Genomic DNA, 18,923 nt, shown 5'->3' on the forward strand with positions numbered 1-18,923 from the left:
ATGATTTTAAATCTGTGTTTTTATTGATCTGCGCAAATTAGGAAATCCCCCTGCACAAGATCAATTTATTTCTTAATTTATTTAAAAATACTTTTATTAAATGCTGAAGGCACGCTCTATTAATTCTTTTTGCGTTTTCACGTGTACTTTGTTGTAACCAGTAGCTGGTGAGGCAGCCGCTTTACGAGCTACAACTTCCTGCAATATATTTTTATGACGCAACGCACGTAACATATAAGCCCAGTAACCCATATTGGAAGGTTCTTCCTGTACCCAATGTACTTTTGCACCTGGATATTTGCTCAACTCAGCTTCTAATTGTGTATGTGGGAACGGATGTAACTGCTCAATCCGAACAATAGCTACATCATTCCGTTTGCTGTTTTGCTGTTCTTCCAGTAGTTCATAATAAACCTTACCAGTGCATAGTAACACCTTTTTCACCGAATTTGCTTCTGCATAATTGTCTCCTATTACTTCCTGGAAAGATCCATTTGTAAAGTCTTCTACAGGAGAAATACATAATGGGTGACGCAACATTGACTTAGGCGACATAATTACCAACGGCTTACGGAACGGCCAGGCCAATTGCCGGCGCATTACGTGGAATAAGTTGGCCGGGGTAGTTAAATTCGCTACCACAATGTTATATTCCGCCGATAATTGTAAGAAGCGTTCCGGACGGGCATTCGAGTGTTCTGGGCCCTGACCTTCGTAACCATGCGGCAATAGCATTACTAATCCGTTCATCCGTTGCCATTTAGTTTCAGATGGCGTAATGAACTGATCAATCATTACCTGCGCTCCGTTAGCGAAGTCACCGAACTGCGCTTCCCAGATTACTAGTGCATTTGGATTTGCCATTGAATAGCCGAACTCAAAACCGGAAACGCCATATTCAGAAAGCAACGAATTGTAAATCCGCATTTTTTCCTGGCCTTCCTGAATGTAGTTTAAGCTGTTATAAGATTCACTGGTTTCAGCATCGCGCAGAACTGCATGGCGGTGCGAGAAAGTACCACGCTGCACATCCTGACCACTTAATCGAACTATTTTATTTTCTAATAATATAGAACCGTAAGCTAATAATTCAGCTGCTGCCCAATTTAACACCTTCTGCCCAAAGAACATATCCTGACGTTCTTTTAACAGTTTCTCTATTTGTTTAAGTGGTTTAAATCCTTCTGGAATAGTGCTTAAAGCCTTACCTACTTTTTCAATAACTTCTTGGGTTACGCTGGTATTCGGCGATTTTTCAAAATCTTCTGGCTTAGACCGACGCAGGTTTTTCCACTCTTTTTCCATATTTTGTAATTGATATGGAAGTGGTTTTTGTTTTACCTGGTTCAAGCGGTCCTGCAGCAAATCACGGAATTCTTTATCCATGTTTCCTGCTAATTGAGCATCTACATCGCCACGACTTATTAATACTTTGTTATAGATTTCGCGTGGGTTTGGATGCTTAGAAATAATATTATAAAGCTGCGGCTGCGTGAATTTTGGTTCATCGCTTTCATTATGACCATGACGACGGTAACATACCATATCAATAAAGATATCGTTGTGGAACCGCTGACGGTATTCTGTAGCAATATGAACGGCAAAAACCACTGCTTCCGGATCATCACCGTTTACGTGCAATACCGGCGCATCAATTATTTTAGCTACATCGGTGCTGTAAATAGAAGAACGGGCATCTTCAAAGTCAGTAGTAAAACCTACCTGGTTATTTATTACAAAGTGAATGGTACCACCAGTCCGGTAACCGTGCAGGTTAGACATTTGGGTAACTTCGTACACAATACCTTGCCCAGCTAGAGCAGCATCACCATGAATTAAGATTGGCAATACAGCTTTGTAGTCGCCTTTGTACATGGTATCTACCTTTGCCCGTACAAAACCTTCTACTACCGGGTTAACAGCCTCTAGGTGCGAAGGATTAGGAGCTAGTTTCAGATTTACTTTATTACCAGATGGCGTGGTTACCTCGCTGGAATAGCCCATGTGGTATTTGACGTCACCATCACCCATAGTCAAATCTGGCACAGCGGTTCCTTCAAACTCGCTGAAGATCTGCTCGTAGGTTTTACCCATAATGTTGGCCAACACGTTCAAACGACCGCGGTGCGCCATACCAATCATTACTTCTTTTACTCCTAATTCCGCTCCTTTATCTATGATAGCATCTAAAGCCGGAATAGTAGTTTCGCCACCTTCCAGAGAAAATCGTTTCTGACCTAAAAATTTAGTGTGCAGGAAATTTTCAAAAACAACAGCTTCGTTTAATTTGGAAAGGATTCTTTTTTTATAATCCAATGAGGGCTGAAAACTTAAAGATTCGCGTTCGATTTTTTGTCTGAACCAATCTAAAATCTCCGGGTCCCGGATGTACATATATTCGAAGCCAATAGTGCCTTCGTAAATTTTCTTTAATGCAGCAATTATATCACGTAATTTGGCAGGGCCAATTCCTATTTCTTCACCAACTCTGAATACAGTATCTAAATCTGCTTCTGATAAATTAAAGTCAGGTAAATCCAGACGAGCTTTCCGATCTTTACGCGGCCGAACCGGGTTAGTATTCGAACGCAGGTGACCACGGCTTCTGTAAGCATAGATCAGGTTACGTACCTGCACTTCTTTATCAGATTCAGAAGTTACGGCAGGTGCACTTTTTTGCTCAGTTGCTGCAGCATGTCCGTTAGAACCATTCTTGGAAGAAAACTTAGCAGAAAAGTCAAAACCCTCAAAGAATTTACGCCACCCAAAATCCACTGATTCCGGATCTTGCTGGTAGTTTTTATATAATTCATCGATGTATGCAGCATGTGCATTCGCGATATAAGAATAATTATCCATAAGAAGTAATTATTTAAATTTGGCAAATATAAGATTATTAGCACGAAGCATGCAAATTCTAAATTCGCATAAGCAAATATGATTAATTCTCAATCTATAAATGTTATACCGAGGGTGGTAATTAGAAAGAGTTTTAATAAAAAACATTAAAAAACGTTAAATTATAAACGCTATTTACCTTAAAAAGATTATAAATTTTTTATTTTTAACAATTCTATTGGAGAAGAAAACTTAAATGAAAAAGAACTTTCAGAAACTTGTATTTATTTTTCTGTTTTTGGTTTGCCAAAGCAGCTTTAGCCAAACCCCAGACAAAGCCTATACAACCATTTCTACTACTGAATTTCAAAAGCTTATTCAGAAAAGAAAAACCACTTTATTAGATGTAAGAACGCCAGAAGAATTTCAGAAATCACACTTAAAAGGCGCCATAAACATAAATTATAATGATCCAAACTTTAAGAACCTGATACAGGGTTTAGATAAAAAGAAAAAAATTTTAGTTTATTGTGCATCCGGTAGACGAAGTGCTAAATCTTGTGATTTATTACAGGAGAGCAACTTTAAGAATATATATAACCTGGACGGCGGCATAAATGCTTGGCTAAAGGAAAGTTTACCGATTGAAGAAAACTAATAGCTAAATTTAAAATCCTTCCCGGTCGTATAAATGAACAGCTATATCTTTAGTAGTTTTATCTACTGTTTGCTTTCCCCATTTGATTTTGTTCCCCTTTTTTGTATCATAAATTAAACATTTGCCTTTTTCCTGTATCACTTCAGAAACATCGCCGAAAGTGTCCTCGCCAGGACCTCCAACTAAATTTATTTTAATACCCACAGCAACGCGGCCCGAAACCTCAAAAATATCTCTTCCGGCTAATCCATGAAGGGTAATACTTTTGGTTTCGTTGGTTTGAAAAACCCGATGATACAAAGGCTTGATAATTTTCTGGCGGTTGTCTACCTGATAAATTGTTATGGCAGTCTGATCATTATTTAGGCGCTTCACCACAAACTTTTCCTGCTCATCTGATCCAGCCACCACTACATGTTCTGCTAATAGCTTATAATACCTTTCTGCAACCTCTACTAATTGATCTCGCCTTGCTTTTAATTTACGAGTTGTTTCCTGCCCTACCAAGTTAAATACCGGAGCAGGAAAATTTTTAACGGCCTCCTCTATAACCTGATCCGTTAAGGCCAGCTGAAGTTGCTGAGCAACCTTTTTAAGCATTGGTAGCGTTACGCCATTCAAAGCTCTTTCGTCCAGAAAAGCGGCATTTACGGTATAGGCATACACATCTGAAATCTTTTCATCAAAATTGCCCATTTTACGCAGAGCAAACCTTCGGGTAAGTAGCCAAGGGATTAAGCCATCATGGTATTTGCTAAAGGCCTGATCGCGATCTTTAGGCACCGGTACATAAACTACATTTGTTCCTCGCTGAAAGGCTGCCCAATTCCACTGCCCTTCGTGGCGGTCCCAATCACTAAGCAAAATATCAAACAAGCGGCTTTTAGCGTAACCTAGTTGGTTAATTTGGTGTTGGCTATACCGAAAGCGTTTATCCAGCATCTCCACACTATTTACTATATCAAGTAAACCAGTATCAGTAGTAGCAGAAGCAAAGCTTTGAGGAGCTGAATACTTTTCCTCTAATAAAAATAATTTATTCTTTATAAGCTTATGATGCTTTTTGAAGTTAACATCGCTGCCAGAAACAAATACAATCCGCGGATTGGTATGATAAATATTGGCTGCCTGCGCCAAGGGTGCTACAACCAAAGCAGCATACGGATTAGAGGCCGAAATCTGATCACGAACTAAATCGGCGGCAATTGTTCTTTGCCAAAAGGGGGGCAAAACATTAATCGGATCTTTATCCAGAGAGCGTAACACATAAGTTCTACCTTTTTTACCCAATAGGTTTATGCTGATTGTTTGCATGCCTCCTCCCTGTTTTCCAACCTGCAGACCACCGAATATATTGGTAATATTCAAAATAGGAGCTTTTATTGGTACTGCCCACACATCCCGGTAATGCTTGCCTAGCCAGAATTCACCTATCTTACCTAATTTATATTGGGTTCCTGCACTAGCCCAAACATATCCGGGCTCCTTTGCCTTATAAAAGAAAGTACCTTTTTCATATGGTTGGGTATTTCCTGAGAAGAATAGCCCTTTGGTTACTGCTATAATCAGTAAAACAAGCAATAAAGAAATAACTATTTTTTTCCACATGGGCCAAGAGTCGCCGCTCGAATTCCTGTAAACGAAAAATTTGCGTAAAGTTTTAAAAGGAGCAAAAAATATTCAGGTTGGTTGAGTTTTAATTTTTACTTTGGCTCTATTAAAATTTTTAATATTAATAAATCATTTTAAGTTATTCTGCCTGATGCTGCTCAATAGAATTCATCATATTGCTATTATTTGCACAAATTATGCTGTCTCCAAAGATTTTTATGTTAATAAATTAGGCTTAACCATTATAGGCGAAACCTACCGGGAGGGCCGCGATTCTTACAAATTGGACTTAGCTGTGAACGGCACCTACCAAATAGAGCTTTTTTCTTTCCCAGAACCACCCGCCCGTCCCAGCCGGCCGGAAGCGGCCGGCTTACGCCACCTGGCTTTTGAAGTGTCTGACCTGGATGCCACTGTCCAGGACCTCAACACCAAGAACATTGAAACTGAACCTATCCGGGTAGATGAATTTACCGGCAGACGATTTACATTCTTTCAGGACCCTGATGGTTTACCTTTAGAGCTTTACGAAATTTAGTACACACGTTAAGGGAAATGGTTAATCTAAATACGTGATTATGATTCCGGCTACAAACTTAGCGAATACAACTTTTACCACTATATCCGCTGCTAATACAGAAGAACAAGTGTAAATCCCCCCTAACATAGGGGCAACTCCTTTCTTGGAGCGCTTAATAAACATGAACTGGTAAAACTCATTTCTGGTCTTTCCAAACTTTCAGAAAAAGAACAGCAAATGATGGAGCTGCTTATTGAGGTTTCGCAGTTGATGGATGAATCAGGTTAATATGTGCTGTTAGCTGAAAAAGGTAAAACAGATAATAATTCCAAGCTGATCTGGATCGTTAGAGTAATGCTAATATTCCAGTTAATAATATTTTTAGCAAGCCAAAGAAGTATTAGGTTTAAATTGTACTTTTGCCCTTTAGGTCAGGCCTAAACTTCAATTTTACAAAAGCGTTTAACCAATAAATTTCACTTAAAAAACTATGTCAAACAGCGTAAAATATTCCGGTATTTCTCCAGAAATATACAATAACTTAAGATCTAAACTTTCCGGATTTGGTATTAACCTGGCCGGGAATAACGGCCGCATTTCCGAAAAAGGCGTTTCGGCTGAATATACTTTTGATGAGACTACTCAAACACTCTCGGTAAATAATGTGAAGGTAGGTTTCCCGGCGAGCATGATGTATAGCCCGGATAAAATTATTTCTACTATTTCCCAGGAAGTTCAAAGGGCAGGCGGACAGGTCGCGTAATTTTCCGTAAAGCTAAATTCTAAATCCTTAGACACAGTTTTTATTTTTCCGTATACCACTTCTGTTGGCGCAATTAGCAGCTAACCGTTAAAGGTAGAAGCAATTAAAATATTAAAACTATGAACCAAGGAAATAATCAATTAATTCAGCCTGAAGATTTATCCCGTACGGTAGAAAATGCTTTGCATGTTTTCCGTCAGGGCAACCATGATAAGTTACCTGATTTATTACAGGATGCGGGTAATTTATTATATAAAGCAAGTAAAAAACTTACTCCTACTCAATTAGTATTGGCAGTTGCGGCAGTTGCAGTTGCTACTATATTTGTGGTGTCGCAAATAGAAGATGGCAATTTAGATTTCCACAACCAGGCTGCCTAAGCAGGAAAAAAATTAAAAAAAGCCTCAGCTCACCTTAAAAGGAGCTGAGGCTTTTTTTTATATGATTTTAATCTTCTGCCCGATCCAGAATAATATAATCGGCCGAAGCCCGATTTAAGGCAATTGGAACATTATTGATAACTGCCGTCCGGATCAAAGTCTGAATATCGTGCTCGTGCCCATGCGGGCTTTCAGAATCTATAAAGAAAACCACCTTAAATACTTTCCCCCGTAGTATTTTGGCAGATAATAAGATATCACCACCACTTGGCCCGTGTCCAAAAGGCTTAACAGTTAACCCTAATACGCTATTTAGTAACTTAGCAGTATTGGTTGTACCTATTAATTCAAATTGACGTAAGGTTTCGATGTGCTGCTTTGCCCATTCCAGCAATTCATTTTTCTTTTCGTTATGAGCGATTAATGCAATTGTTTTCATTAAGATTCTTAATAAATATTAGTTGATTAAATTCTACCTTTAACTCAAATATTCTCTATGTGTACTACCAGAAATATTTTGAAAGGTAAATATTTATCTTCATTTATAAAGCAGTCCATAACAGATAAATAAAAAAAATAACAAAATAAAAGGCCTTCTGAAAAGAAGGCCTTTTATTTTGTATTAGAAAGGTCAGATCAGTAAATTTTTTTCAATCTTAAAGGTCTGATTCATTAATCACTTTCAGTTTAATAGTGTCTAAGTAAGGATCCAGGTTTGGCTTGCCATTTAAAACTCGAATAAGGCCAATAGTACCCATATGATTCAGGTACCATACTTCTACATAATAATTATGAAAATAATAAAGATCTATTTTACACCAGCCTTTTATACGATAATGCATATAGCGGCCCTGGGTACGCAAAATCTCTAATTGATCTTTAGTTGATAGAGTTTTAAATTCTTTTAATTCCAACATATTGATGTTCCTGCCCTTACTTCAAACATTAAAACCGTTCCTGCACTTACGATTATTAGTTTAAACAGATACTAAAAATTTCAAATCGATGTGAGGCAAAGCTCCAATGAGAAGGTGACGGATGAATTTCTTCCCCGTTTTTGTCCAGGATTGTTACGGCAAAACCTTCGCTTGTATTTAAGGGCTCAGTATAATGCTTCACCTGGTAAATGCGCCCTTTTTCAATCCATTCTTCCGGAGAAAAGGTTGGCAATGTATCGTCTATGCACTGTGCATAAACTGCCAGGTATTTAGGTGGTACAATCAGATTAACCATACAAAATAAACTGCTTTATAAGAAAAAACGTTCCGGCTAGGTAAGGCTTATCGTAACTTTTACCGGTATGGTTACAAATACCCTTACTTTGCGGCTTGTATAAAGTAAACGAAAAAGGGCCATATTTAATAGCCCTTTCCTAAAATTTATTTTCGTTTTTCTTACAACTGTTCAATCTCAATGGAACGACGGCCATTTAACCGCTCAGCCTTATAGGGCATTATAATTTTTAACTGGCCCTCTGTATAAACAGCTCTTATTTCTTCGGCTGCCACATGAAAAGGAATTTCTATAATGCGGGCAAACATTGGAAAGTTTATACCCATTTGTTCCTTATCATCCAATTGTGGCAAGGTAGCATAAACAAATAACTTATTATATTCTACTTGTACCTGTATCGTTTCCGGTCTTACCGACGGCGCCTTTACAGTAACAACCATTTTATCTTTTTTCTTAGCCACTTCTACCTGGGCCATGCTTATGCCACCATTCAAAGTATTCAGCTGATCGATTTGATGACCTAAACCTTTAAGTATCTTTTTATTCTTTATGATATTCATCTTCTCATCTGCTTTATTCAGGTAGGTTAGTGCAAATGGTATACCAGTTCTGCCATAAGACCTCGATAATACTTATACCACCCTAACAATGCCAAACTGACACATTAAAAATTCTTATTTCAGAAAAAGCCAGCCATTAAGGCATATCTATTTTACTACTAGAACTACCAGAAAATAAACCGTTAGCAGCAGCAGATTATTTATGCTTTTACTTCAGGTTAAACAAGTGCCTTCCTCAATTTTAACTACTTTAACTACCTGGTAGCTGATGTAATATTTTAACCTCCAGGCTTTCCTTGCGTAGAAAAAGTTTAGTCTTAAAAAATTAATCAACCTAAACTTATAAATAAACTATGAATTCAAGACCAAATAATTCAAATCGCGATGAGGATTGGAACTTAGAAGAAAACCAAAGAAGAGGTCGCGAAATTGCCCGTGAACGGGGAAATGAGCGGCCGCAAGATCAATATCGCAGCGGCCAGAATTACCATAACCGCAACGAAGGTTACTCATCGGAGCAAACGCATTACGGTTCCCGGCCTGACAGCGCTTACCGCGATCCGAACCGCATAAACTACGGCGATAACCGGGGGCAAAACCAGAATAACTGGCAACGTTCCAACCAAAATTCCCAATATAATACTGGTTACCGCAACAACTTGGATAACGACAAAAGAGGACGGGACTTTGACAACCCACCACTAGGTGACCATGGCGGAACCAGGTACTGGGGCGAACGCGATCAGTATAAAGAAGATGATTACCGCTATACCAGCGGCCATCGGGGCGACTGGCATACCCCTGGGACTTCATCTGATCAGGATTATGATAACCGGCGACGGGATAACCGTTACAACCAAAGCAGAAACCAGGATGAAGGCATGTTTGACAGGATGGGCAATTCAATAAGCCGGGCTTGGGATAACTTTACCGAGTTTTTTGATGAAAACAATAACAACCGGAACAGCACCCATACAGGATATCGCCCAGATCCAAATTACCAGAACCGGAATCAACCACGGGGTTATGAATCAGGTCCGCGTTGGGCCGATGAAAGCGACCGACACCGCTATGATCGGGACCGGCAAAACCGTCGTCGGGATCATGATGACGACAGATATTAGTAACAAAAAAAGCCGGTAATATACCGGCTTTTTTTATGCATTATATTTTATTAAAACCGGGCTATGCCATTCAAAAAGCTATGATCATCTAAAAGCACATCTTGATTTTTGCGCCGTTTTATTGCCAAAGCCACCAGCCCCACTAAAGTTAAAACACCTACGCCAGCCATAATTTTTGGAAACGGATCAGCTACTTTAGGAGGTATTATAGTTACACCTGTCTCATCAGCTTCTGCCGGCTGGTTTACATAACGTCCTTGTTTTGGTAAAGCCCGTTCATCAAACTCATGGAATAATTGTTCCAGTTCGTGCAGCATTTCTTCGCCGTACATGGGCAAACCATGCCCGGTAGCTGCCACTTTGGGCCGTAACAACATTAGCCGCTCGATAGAACGTTTAGATAACTCCCAGTTTGTAGTAAAATAAGCTGGCGGACCATGTATTTCTTTTTTCTGGGAGATAACCCCCATCATGGACTCCTGCTTTTGAGTCACAAAAGCATCTCCGGCCAATAATACATGATCACTTTCTCTGAAAAAGGAAACGTGACCGGTAGAATGGCCCGGGGTATGTAAAAAGCTCCAACCGGCCAGGTAAGGCACATCGCCATCGCTGGGAAGTTTACGCACCCAAGCACTTACATTAATGGGCTTTTTAGGATACAATGGTGATAAGAAAGACATGGCTCCCCCGCCTACTGTTGGATCAGGTGGCGGATAAGAAGAACGGCCGGTTACATACGGCAATTCCAGCAAATGAGCATAAACCGGAACATTCCAATCACGGGCCAGGGCTTTTAAAGCACCAACATGATCAAAATGTCCGTGCGTTAAAATAATGGCTTTGGGGCGGGCTCCTTCACCAAATAGCTTGGCGGCGGCCCGCTTAATCCGGTTAGCTGAACCTTGCAATCCCGCATCTACCAAAACCCAGTTATTGGGGTTTCCTTCTATATCTCTTACAAAATACACATTTACCATTACTATCTGTAAACAATGTATTCCCGGAGCTACTTCTATTAAATCATTCTTTACAAGATTCTCAAAAATTGACAATGAGTTCTGCATACGTTTCAGGGTTTATGCCAGCAACACTTTACAAATAATTAACTTATTTTTAATCTTGCGTTGCCGAATATTATTACCTTATGCGTACGAGCTAATTTGGCTATTAGTTTATTTAAATATAGAACTTTGGCCAAGCATTTTAAAATTGTATAAGCGCCCAAAATACTCCTTTAACCACCTCTGCCATTTTATCAAAATCTAAGGTATCTATTGTATCAGTGGGCATATGGTAGTTTTCGTTCCGGAAGAAAGAAGTGTTGGTAATCATTACAGCCGGGTAGTTAAAGCGCCAGTAATTCAGGTGATCAGAAAAATCGACGCCGGGTACGGAGGCCGGAGCTGTAAGCGATTGAACATCTATACTACTACCTGCCAGCATCTGCTTTTTTACATGACTAACTAATGAGGTCTGCCCCATATTTCCCACTACAGCAATAAAATTAGCGGTAGTAGGATAAATGGCTTTCATAGCCGCCACTGGAAAATCCTGGGAATTCTTTTTTTCCGAATAATATCCAATCATCTCCAAGCAAATCATAGCTTTTACCGGCACCTTTTCTTTCGCTAAAGATTTAGCGTGTACCGCACTGCCCATACCGTCGGTTTTGAAAAACGGTGGCTCTTCTAAAGCAAAGGCAACAAAATCCAGACGGTATTTTAACTCTATTTTTTGTTCCTGAACCAGCCTGGCAATTTCCAACAGGCCTGCTACTCCACTGGCATTGTCGTCGGCGCCGGGTTGGTCTCCGCACACATCATAATGCGCACCCAAGATCAAACGCTCACCTGTTTCGGGCCCCATACTACAAATAACATTTTTGTATTCCTGGCCATCTATAGTAAAGGTTTGGAAACTCACGCGGGTAGAAACTTTTTCAAATTCCTGGTAAATATATTCTGCACTTTTATTGAGAGAAGTAATGTGCTGAAACTGACGCGGTGGGTTTAATTCAGTTAAAAATTTAACATCGGCATATAGCCGCTCCTTTTTTACCTCTATAATTGGTTTGTTCATTTTTACTTTATTAAAAGATGAATTCTTTAAAAGATACGCCGACAATACGCCACCCAAAAGCAATAAACCAGCCCACCAGAATATTCTTTTCATCATTTTGTTAGTTATTTTTTCATTCTGTTTATCTGGATAATATACCAAAGGAGCTTTTACTAACCATTAGCTTTTTGCCATACGGTATCTATTATTTTTGTTTTAACGTCTCCCGTTTATCCGTATAAGTTGTATTTATTTTACGTACATATCGCTGTAATATAAAAAAGTCAGACACGTATAAACAGATCAACTTGGAACCGCTACCCAAATTAAAGAACATGGATTTAAAGAATGATATTGTGGTTCAGACGTGGGAAGAACTACAGTCAGCTTTATTTCAAAATTCCTGGGATGAACGCATCAACCGCTTCCGTTCGCCTTTTATTTACCGGGGCTTGTGGAACAAAGATTATGATTTAAAAACCAGTCTTATCCGGTTAGGCGGCGCCTACGAAAAACTAGAACATCATTTATTGCGCAACTTCCGGAAATATGCGCATGAAAATGCTTCTCCGGGAAACTCTATCTGGAACTGGCTGGCTGTAGCCCAACATCATGGCTTGCCTACCCGACTATTAGACTGGACCTATTCACCGTACGTAGCCCTGCATTTTGCCACTGCTGATTTTATGAACTATGATCAGGATGCAGCTATCTGGTGTGTAAACTATGTCAAATCAAATGAATTTATTCCTGAGCCCCTCCGGAAAGCTATCAAGAAAGAAGGTTCTAATGTTTTTACACCAGAGGTATTAGAGCCAGTATGTTCTTCATTACAAGAATTAGAAGCCTTACAAGAAGATCCATATGTTTTATTTTTAGAGCCCCCTTCACTAGATACCCGCATTGTACATCAATTTGCTTTATTTTCGATGATGTCTACCCCCACCGCTGTTTTGAGTGATTGGCTTTCAGACCACCCGGAGCTATTCTTTCGGATTATTATACCCTCGCGCCTGAAATGGGAAGTTCGCGACAAATTAGATCAGGTAAATATTACCGAACGCGTATTATTTCCGGGCCTGGCTGGTTTAAGCCAATGGTTGAGAAGGCACTATACCACCACTTAATTCTAATGGAGCAAATGAGTGAAAAAATGAAAAACACCATTAAATTATCTCATTTGCTCCATTAGAAATTTAGCTTTACTCGGCCCATGGGTACAGCTCTGGTGGTTGGGTATGATCCTGATAAATGGCTAATGGATGCAAAGCTTTAGTGGTATCTATAAAGGCAAAGGCATCGTAACGTTTAGGCACAATAGAAGGAACCCAATTTCCAAAGCGTTCCATTTTAGGATGATACACCACCCCGATAGCTCTATGCCCAATAGGCTTTTCCAGTCCTTTAATATCCCGCAAATCCTTCGAAAATATTAATTTATTATTCGGGCTTATTTCGTGCAGCATGTACTCCCAGGTTCCGGCAGGCGCAGGTGGCACTTCCATTTTTTCCATAGCTTCGCCCCATTCATCGGCCGCTATAACGGTACCCCGATAAGAGCCAAAACCCAAAATAAAGGTATTCTCTTCGCCGTATTGTTCCCGTACCAACTGGCCTACATTTACCATACCACTCCTGGCCATATCGGTATAACGGGCATCACCCACGTGCGTATTATGCTCCCAAATAATGGCTTTGGAATCTGGTCCGTGTAAATCTAATAGGCGGGTCAAAGTTTCCATCATGTGTCGATCACGCACATTCCAGGAACTGCCACCACCCCTAATCATGGCCCGGTAATAGCGCTCTGCATTTACCGCTACCAAAGCATTTTGCTCCGCATCAAATTCTGCTTCGCGACTAGCACCGGTTCCTAAGGCTTTGGTACGCAAAGCATGTAACATTTCTACCACTTCATCTTCACAGTCCTGCGATACAAAGGCTACGGCCCGGGCATACTCCTGCGGATCCTCACTATAGGGCTCAAAACAGCGGAATGCTTTTCTGGCTTCTGCCACCGCCGAACCATCTTTCTTTTCCAGGTAATGTAGTATTTCCTGTAAAGAATCCCAGAGGCTATATACATCTAAGCCATAAAACCCAGCCTTGGCGCCTTCGGGTCTTCCGGTATTATATTGTTTTAACCAATCGGCTAAGGCGGCTATTTCCCAGTTGCCCCACATCCAGGTTGGCCAGCGGTTATAAGTGCTTAATACTTCCAGAGCCGAAGGTTTAGCCTGAGCATGGCCTTTTATGTAATTATTTACTTCAAAACAGTCGGGCCAATCGCCTTCAACCGCAATAAAATTAAATCCTTTCTCCTCAATAAGCCTTTTAGAAATAGCTGTGCGCCAGGTATAATACTCAGAAGTGCCGTGCGAAGCTTCTCCTAACAAAACAATTCGGGAATCGCCAATTTCCTGCATTAACAAATCCAGGTCTTTGGTAGTTTGTAGCGGATGATGTGGAATATTTGCCATAGCTGCTCTTTGTTAAATTCATAAATAAGGTTTCCTTTTTACGAGAAATCAGGTTAGGGTTTCCTTTTCCTGCCATCCATATTTACTACTTCAGAAAAAGAATAATTCATTTACAGATTAGCCTTTTCTGGAAATGAGCCGTAAAACTGAATCACTTTAATAAGATTTTAAACCTAAATACATAAAACTATGGCTCAGGAAGAAAAAGATAAACAAGATCAAAAGCAAGCTGAAAACAATAGCATTGAGAACTTAGCTAATAAATCACCGGAAGAGCAGGCTAGCTTTGCCCAGGGAGGTCAACCCAAAGGTCATACCCAGGGTGGCCAGGGTGGCAACCAACAACCTCATGGCGGCGAAAACCCGCGCCACGATGAAGGTGATGAATTAAGTGAATTTGCCCGGAAAGACAGCTAATTCAACAAGTAGGTAAATAAAAAGGCTGCCCAAAATTTTGGGCAGCCTTTTTATTTACCAGCATTTTCTGCCTTACTGCTTAATCATTCTTATATTTCCCTACTTCTACCACCTTAAAACTTCTATTGGAGCAACTGTTTTGCTGTTTCCATATTCTAAACATCCTCTATTAAATTATTTTAAAATTTCAGGTAAAAAAGTAGACTCAGCTACGATTCTTTCGTAATATTACGAAAAGATCGTACATGGAGAAATTAACCACCCAAGAAGAAGAAGCTATGCAAGTTATATGGGACTTGAATGGCGGATTTATTAAAGACTTTCTGGATAAGCTGGCTGAACCCAAGCCCCCTTATACTACACTGGCTTCTACAGTAAAAAACCTGGAGCGGAAAGGTTTTTTAACCAGTGAACGACTAGGCAATACCTACCGGTACCATCCAATAATAAACGCGGAAGATTACAAGAAGAAGTTTATGAAAGGATTTGTGGGCGATTATTTTAAAAATTCTTATAAAGAATTAGTGGCTTTTTTTGCCCGGGAAAAACAAATAAGCGCCGAAGAACTGAAAGAGATAATTGATATGATCGAAAATAAAAAATCAGAATAATATGTCAGAATTACTGATCTATTTATTTAAAGTAAATGTAGCATTAGTTCTCTTTTACCTCTTTTACTTGCTGGTTTTACGGCGCCTAACGTTTTATTATTTAAACAGGCTCTTCCTGGTCTTTAGTATATTATTTTCAACTAGTTATCCTTTTATTGATGTTTCGGAATTATTGAGCCAGCACCAGGAACTAACGGCCCGCCTTTATATACCTAATGCGAACTGGCAGCCTACCCAAAACGCTCCGGCAATTGCTTCGTCATTTAATTATGAGCAGGTTTTCCTTCTTTTATTTTGGGTGGGAGCTATACTTATGTTTTTGCGGCTGTTAATGCAGCTCGCCTCGCTGTACCGGATACACGCGCTCTCTAAACCGGCCAGTTACCAGAATATATTCTTCCAGCGCATACAAGAAAATATTAATCCTTTCTCTTTTTGGCAACTAATTTACTTAAACCCTGATAACCACGAGGAAGAAGAATTATTACCCATCCTGCGCCATGAATTGATTCACCTACAGGAGTGGCACACGCTGGATGTTCTACTTGCCGAAATCAATACCATATTTTACTGGTTTAACCCGGGAGCCTGGCTTATAAAAGGTGCCATTAAACAAAATTTGGAGTTTATAACCGACCATAAAGTACTGCAAAGCGGGCTGAATACGAAAAAATACCAATATAGCTTAATCCGGATTAGCAGCCTGGCCCAAGGCACTCCACTTGCCAATAATTTTAATTTTATAACCATAAAAACCAGAATAGCCATGATGAACAAAATGCCTAGTACCAGAGCCCATCAGCTTAAATTTCTGTTGGTCTTGCCCGTTGTGGTGGGTTTAGTTATTGCCTTTAATGGTGTAGCTCAAACTACAAACTCAGTAGATAAAAAACCTTCTCAGACAGTAAAGTCTAAACAAGCCAGGCCTGATAAATTAGTACCGCCGCCCCCAGCCCCTATGGCCCCTCCAGCACCAGCTTATCCGGAAGTTCCGGCTAATCCGCCGGCCCCGCCTGCTATTACTGAACCCGTTACAAAACCTTCCAGAAAGAATAGTGATCAGATAACTATAGAAGTACCTATTGGGAATCAAATTATTTTAGGTAGCAAAAGCAATGCGGGCAACTCAGAGGCTACAACTCAAAGCCCTTCGGGAGATCCAATATATTTTCTGAATGGCGAAAGGATCAGCAAAAGTGAATTTAAAGCTTTAAACCCCGAAAATATCGCACAAGTTGAGGTATATAAAAATAATACTGCAACCGAAAAATTTGGGCAAGAAGCAGAGTATGGTGCAATTCTGATTTCTACAAAAACAGCTGAAAATTCAAACGAAAAAGATCTGTTTAACAACACTACAAAAGATGTTATAAAGATACAAGAGCAGCCCGCTACCATTGAAAAGCTTGCAGAAAATAGGGCTTCTGAAAATCCCATAGGAAAATTAAGCCGGCAGGATAAAGAAGACCTCCTACTACAGGAATTGAGAAGTGATAACCTTTACAGCAACGATAAGCTTTATACTTTCCGGATTACAAACTCAGCCATGTACATTAATAATCAGGAACAGCCCGAAGCTTTATTCAGAAAATACCGGAAATACCTGCCATTCCCTAACAAAAATATTCCCGGGCAATCATTTGAAGTCAAAGGCCGATTTAGGGTAAAATAATCTTTCAGTACAGGATAATAATTATTTAAAGTCTGAAATTTATATAAGTAAAATTCAAATTATAAGTAATAAAAAAGACTTTCCTGTTAAGAAAGTCTTTTTTATTTTCAATTATTCCGAAAGCCGGATGGTCTCCCTGAAAATGCCGGTTTCATCGTAAATATAGCTTTGCGGCTCACGCGGGTTCTTTAGGATATCGCCATAGGTAATATTCCATTTCCGCCACATTTCTTCCAGTAATTTGGCATAAGCGGTATGCTCCCACGGATTAAAAACATCCATGGTAATATCATCCACCAGGGTATCATAAATTAAATACTCCTCACCAGTTTTAGGTCGCCGCTCAAAATATTCCGGTATAATATTTAATAAATAACCAGCGTAATACGCACGGGCTGTAAATTCAGCCATTTGGATCGGGTGCAACTTTTTATCCTTTATATCTTCCCAAACCGGGCGTAAAGCTTTTTTAACAATACCATTGTCCAGTAAACAGGCCACAATGGCTACGGGTCCTAATTTAATACTGAACATCATAGTGCTTAGTTCATCCCGGTATTCAAAAGGCGTATCGTCTTCGGTTGCATCTACTTCTAAAATAAAAATAGAGGCTGGTTCAAAATCATCAAAAACTATGGGCACCCGCAAAGCCTGCAGTAACTTAAATAACGACTGAAACTTCAGGAACATTTTCGGATTTTCGCCTACGGCATGTTCCGGTTTAATCAACGGATTCATTTCGTTTAGTAACTCCCGCACCAGGATGCCATAAAACATTTTTGTTAGCCAAAGGAACAAATCTTTTTCATCCAGCTTTCTAAATCCGGTTACTCCTTCCTGTAAAGCCATTTCAATTTTACTTTCCAGCGGAGCCACATAATTTTCGCGACAATGCGAACAGCACGGAATGGTAAGTTCGCGGTAAGTAATAATACTTTTATCCAGTAACAGTAATTGTTTATCAGCAAAGTTGTATTGTTTCATCAGCCAGTTTGGAAAAACCGGCGTCACATCGTCCGGCGTAATAGCCGCCCCACACAAGAAACAGGAATGGCTGTTAAAACACATTCCATCAAAAGGATCATATAAAGAAGGAAAAGACATAACAAATCAATATTTTCGGCAAAGATAAGGCAAGCAGATGGAAATCTTTTTGGTAAATTTTTTACCGGCCCTTTATACCACAGCCTTCAAGCCTGCCGTTGTATAGAAAAGCTCTATATAGATTAGGCATGATACTTGCACCAACCTGATCTATAATCAAAATAAAACTATGAAACCCCTATTTGCTTTTGTTCTTTTTTGCTTAAGCCTTTCTGCCTTCGCCCAGGTGCAACCGGCCTTGCCTCCGTTGGTAAGTGTAACCGGATTGGGCGAGGTAAAAGTAGCACCCGACCAAATTGCTTTAAATGTAGGCATTGATGTACGGGATAAAAACTTAGAAAACGCCCGCCGCCAAAACGACCAAAAAATTGCAGCCTTACTGAATTACTTAAAAAGAGCTGGCATTGATGCAAAAGATATTCAAACGACTAATTTGAGTGTTTATCCAAATTATGTAGGCGAATATGGCCAAACTACTCCTGAATTCTACATGACCCAAAAATCAATTACGGTTACCATTCGGGATATTAAAAAATTTGATGAAATACTAACAGGTATATATAAAACCGGGGCCAACCGGGTAGAAGGAATAGAATACCGCACCTCGGAGTTGCAGAAACACCGCGAACAGGCCCGCAAATTAGCCGTTCAGGCGGCCAGGCAAAAAGCTATGGCCTTAACCAGCGAATTAGGCAGCAAAGTGGGCCGGGTATATGCTATTAATGAATCGGGCTCCGAAGGTTATCCAACCCCCTTGTATCGTGGACGCGGTGCGAATAAAATGATGGAATCAGTCGCGGTAGATGCTGGTGGCCCCACTATAGCAGTAGGCCAGATTACGGTATCGGCTTCGGTCGATGTAAGTTTTGTAATTGAGTAGCTTGTTTTATT

21 protein-coding genes are annotated in these 18,923 nt (G+C 39.9%); 10 read left to right on the forward strand and 11 right to left on the reverse strand.

The window, feature by feature from the left end; translation table 11 throughout:
• Window positions 1-96: 96 nt before the first annotated feature.
• Window positions 97-2,859 (reverse strand): 2-oxoglutarate dehydrogenase E1 component, encoded by a 2,763-nt coding sequence (locus ADHAQ_RS0104230; protein ID WP_026461875.1) that lies wholly within the window; start codon window positions 2,857-2,859, stop codon window positions 97-99.
• 235 nt (window positions 2,860-3,094) lie between these two features.
• Here ADHAQ_RS0104230 and ADHAQ_RS0104235 point away from each other — a divergent pair, with 235 nt between their 5' ends.
• The gene (locus ADHAQ_RS0104235; RefSeq protein WP_051359698.1) at window positions 3,095-3,496 is read left to right on the forward strand and encodes a rhodanese-like domain-containing protein; all 402 of its coding nucleotides are present in this window, start codon (window positions 3,095-3,097) and stop codon (window positions 3,494-3,496) included.
• 9 nt (window positions 3,497-3,505) lie between these two features.
• Here ADHAQ_RS0104235 and ADHAQ_RS24470 read toward each other — a convergent pair whose 3' ends face one another.
• The gene (locus tag ADHAQ_RS24470) at window positions 3,506-5,104 is read right to left on the reverse strand and encodes a hypothetical protein (RefSeq protein WP_051359699.1); all 1,599 of its coding nucleotides are present in this window, start codon (window positions 5,102-5,104) and stop codon (window positions 3,506-3,508) included.
• Between the two features lie 151 nt (window positions 5,105-5,255).
• Here ADHAQ_RS24470 and gloA2 point away from each other — a divergent pair, with 151 nt between their 5' ends.
• Window positions 5,256-5,645: an SMU1112c/YaeR family gloxylase I-like metalloprotein gene (gloA2, locus tag ADHAQ_RS0104245; RefSeq protein ID WP_211240614.1), complete on the forward strand. Its 390-nt coding sequence runs from the start codon at window positions 5,256-5,258 to the stop codon at window positions 5,643-5,645.
• Between the two features lie 21 nt (window positions 5,646-5,666).
• On the opposite strand, the gene ADHAQ_RS27970 is transcribed toward gloA2, so the two are convergent.
• Window positions 5,667-5,810 carry a hypothetical protein gene (locus ADHAQ_RS27970; RefSeq protein ID WP_157433339.1) on the reverse strand — a complete coding sequence of 48 codons (144 nt, stop codon included), beginning with the start codon at window positions 5,808-5,810 and terminating at the stop codon, window positions 5,667-5,669.
• Between the two features lie 307 nt (window positions 5,811-6,117).
• On the opposite strand from ADHAQ_RS27970, the gene ADHAQ_RS0104255 reads away from it, so the two are divergent.
• Entirely contained in the window at window positions 6,118-6,390 is a 273-nt protein-coding gene (locus ADHAQ_RS0104255; RefSeq protein WP_026461878.1) for a hypothetical protein, read from the forward strand.
• A 119-nt stretch (window positions 6,391-6,509) separates the two neighbouring features.
• Window positions 6,510-6,770 (forward strand): hypothetical protein, encoded by a 261-nt coding sequence (locus tag ADHAQ_RS24475; RefSeq protein ID WP_051359700.1) that lies wholly within the window; start codon window positions 6,510-6,512, stop codon window positions 6,768-6,770.
• A 67-nt stretch (window positions 6,771-6,837) separates the two neighbouring features.
• Here ADHAQ_RS24475 and ADHAQ_RS24480 read toward each other — a convergent pair whose 3' ends face one another.
• From ADHAQ_RS24480 to ADHAQ_RS0104280, 4 genes are all read right to left on the reverse strand, one after another.
• Complete coding sequence (locus ADHAQ_RS24480; protein ID WP_034256571.1) at window positions 6,838-7,209, reverse strand: methylglyoxal synthase; 372 nt, start codon at window positions 7,207-7,209, stop codon at window positions 6,838-6,840.
• Window positions 7,210-7,426: 217 nt separating this feature from the next.
• Window positions 7,427-7,687: a hypothetical protein gene (locus ADHAQ_RS0104270; RefSeq protein ID WP_026461879.1), complete on the reverse strand. Its 261-nt coding sequence runs from the start codon at window positions 7,685-7,687 to the stop codon at window positions 7,427-7,429.
• A 55-nt stretch (window positions 7,688-7,742) separates the two neighbouring features.
• On the reverse strand, window positions 7,743-8,003 hold the full coding sequence (locus ADHAQ_RS0104275; protein WP_026461880.1) for a hypothetical protein: 261 nt from the start codon (window positions 8,001-8,003) through the stop codon (window positions 7,743-7,745).
• Between the two features lie 161 nt (window positions 8,004-8,164).
• Entirely contained in the window at window positions 8,165-8,563 is a 399-nt protein-coding gene (locus ADHAQ_RS0104280; protein WP_051359701.1) for an Hsp20/alpha crystallin family protein, read from the reverse strand.
• 353 nt (window positions 8,564-8,916) lie between these two features.
• On the opposite strand from ADHAQ_RS0104280, the gene ADHAQ_RS0104285 reads away from it, so the two are divergent.
• Complete coding sequence (locus ADHAQ_RS0104285) at window positions 8,917-9,687, forward strand: hypothetical protein (protein ID WP_026461882.1); 771 nt, start codon at window positions 8,917-8,919, stop codon at window positions 9,685-9,687.
• A 50-nt stretch (window positions 9,688-9,737) separates the two neighbouring features.
• Here ADHAQ_RS0104285 and ADHAQ_RS0104290 read toward each other — a convergent pair whose 3' ends face one another.
• Both ADHAQ_RS0104290 and ADHAQ_RS0104295 read right to left on the reverse strand, forming a co-directional pair.
• Complete coding sequence (locus ADHAQ_RS0104290; protein ID WP_051359702.1) at window positions 9,738-10,754, reverse strand: MBL fold metallo-hydrolase; 1,017 nt, start codon at window positions 10,752-10,754, stop codon at window positions 9,738-9,740.
• A 139-nt stretch (window positions 10,755-10,893) separates the two neighbouring features.
• Window positions 10,894-11,865 carry a M28 family peptidase gene (locus ADHAQ_RS0104295; RefSeq protein WP_245590572.1) on the reverse strand — a complete coding sequence of 324 codons (972 nt, stop codon included), beginning with the start codon at window positions 11,863-11,865 and terminating at the stop codon, window positions 10,894-10,896.
• A 218-nt stretch (window positions 11,866-12,083) separates the two neighbouring features.
• Here ADHAQ_RS0104295 and ADHAQ_RS0104300 point away from each other — a divergent pair, with 218 nt between their 5' ends.
• A complete protein-coding gene (locus ADHAQ_RS0104300) occupies window positions 12,084-12,875 on the forward strand; it encodes an FRG domain-containing protein (RefSeq protein ID WP_026461885.1) in 792 nt (263 codons plus the stop codon).
• Between the two features lie 75 nt (window positions 12,876-12,950).
• Here ADHAQ_RS0104300 and ADHAQ_RS0104305 read toward each other — a convergent pair whose 3' ends face one another.
• Complete coding sequence (locus ADHAQ_RS0104305) at window positions 12,951-14,228, reverse strand: erythromycin esterase family protein (protein WP_026461886.1); 1,278 nt, start codon at window positions 14,226-14,228, stop codon at window positions 12,951-12,953.
• A gap of 189 nt (window positions 14,229-14,417) precedes the next feature.
• On the opposite strand from ADHAQ_RS0104305, the gene ADHAQ_RS0104310 reads away from it, so the two are divergent.
• The 3 genes from ADHAQ_RS0104310 to ADHAQ_RS0104320 all read left to right on the forward strand — a co-directional run bounded on the left by ADHAQ_RS0104310 (window position 14,418) and on the right by ADHAQ_RS0104320 (window position 16,928).
• Window positions 14,418-14,645 (forward strand): hypothetical protein, encoded by a 228-nt coding sequence (locus ADHAQ_RS0104310; protein WP_026461887.1) that lies wholly within the window; start codon window positions 14,418-14,420, stop codon window positions 14,643-14,645.
• A gap of 245 nt (window positions 14,646-14,890) precedes the next feature.
• Complete coding sequence (locus ADHAQ_RS0104315; protein WP_026461888.1) at window positions 14,891-15,256, forward strand: BlaI/MecI/CopY family transcriptional regulator; 366 nt, start codon at window positions 14,891-14,893, stop codon at window positions 15,254-15,256.
• Between the two features lies 1 nt (window position 15,257).
• A complete protein-coding gene (locus ADHAQ_RS0104320; protein WP_026461889.1) occupies window positions 15,258-16,928 on the forward strand; it encodes a M56 family metallopeptidase in 1,671 nt (556 codons plus the stop codon).
• 111 nt (window positions 16,929-17,039) lie between these two features.
• On the opposite strand, the gene ADHAQ_RS24485 is transcribed toward ADHAQ_RS0104320, so the two are convergent.
• Window positions 17,040-18,032 carry a hypothetical protein gene (locus ADHAQ_RS24485; protein WP_245590573.1) on the reverse strand — a complete coding sequence of 331 codons (993 nt, stop codon included), beginning with the start codon at window positions 18,030-18,032 and terminating at the stop codon, window positions 17,040-17,042.
• Between the two features lie 169 nt (window positions 18,033-18,201).
• Between ADHAQ_RS24485 and ADHAQ_RS0104330 the strand changes: the two genes are divergently transcribed.
• Window positions 18,202-18,912, forward strand: a complete 711-nt coding sequence (locus ADHAQ_RS0104330; protein ID WP_026461890.1) for an SIMPL domain-containing protein — start codon at window positions 18,202-18,204, stop codon at window positions 18,910-18,912.
• Window positions 18,913-18,923: the final 11 nt, after the last annotated feature.

Source organism: Adhaeribacter aquaticus DSM 16391, from assembly GCF_000473365.1.
Taxonomy (GTDB): Bacteria; Bacteroidota; Bacteroidia; order Cytophagales; family Hymenobacteraceae; genus Adhaeribacter; species Adhaeribacter aquaticus.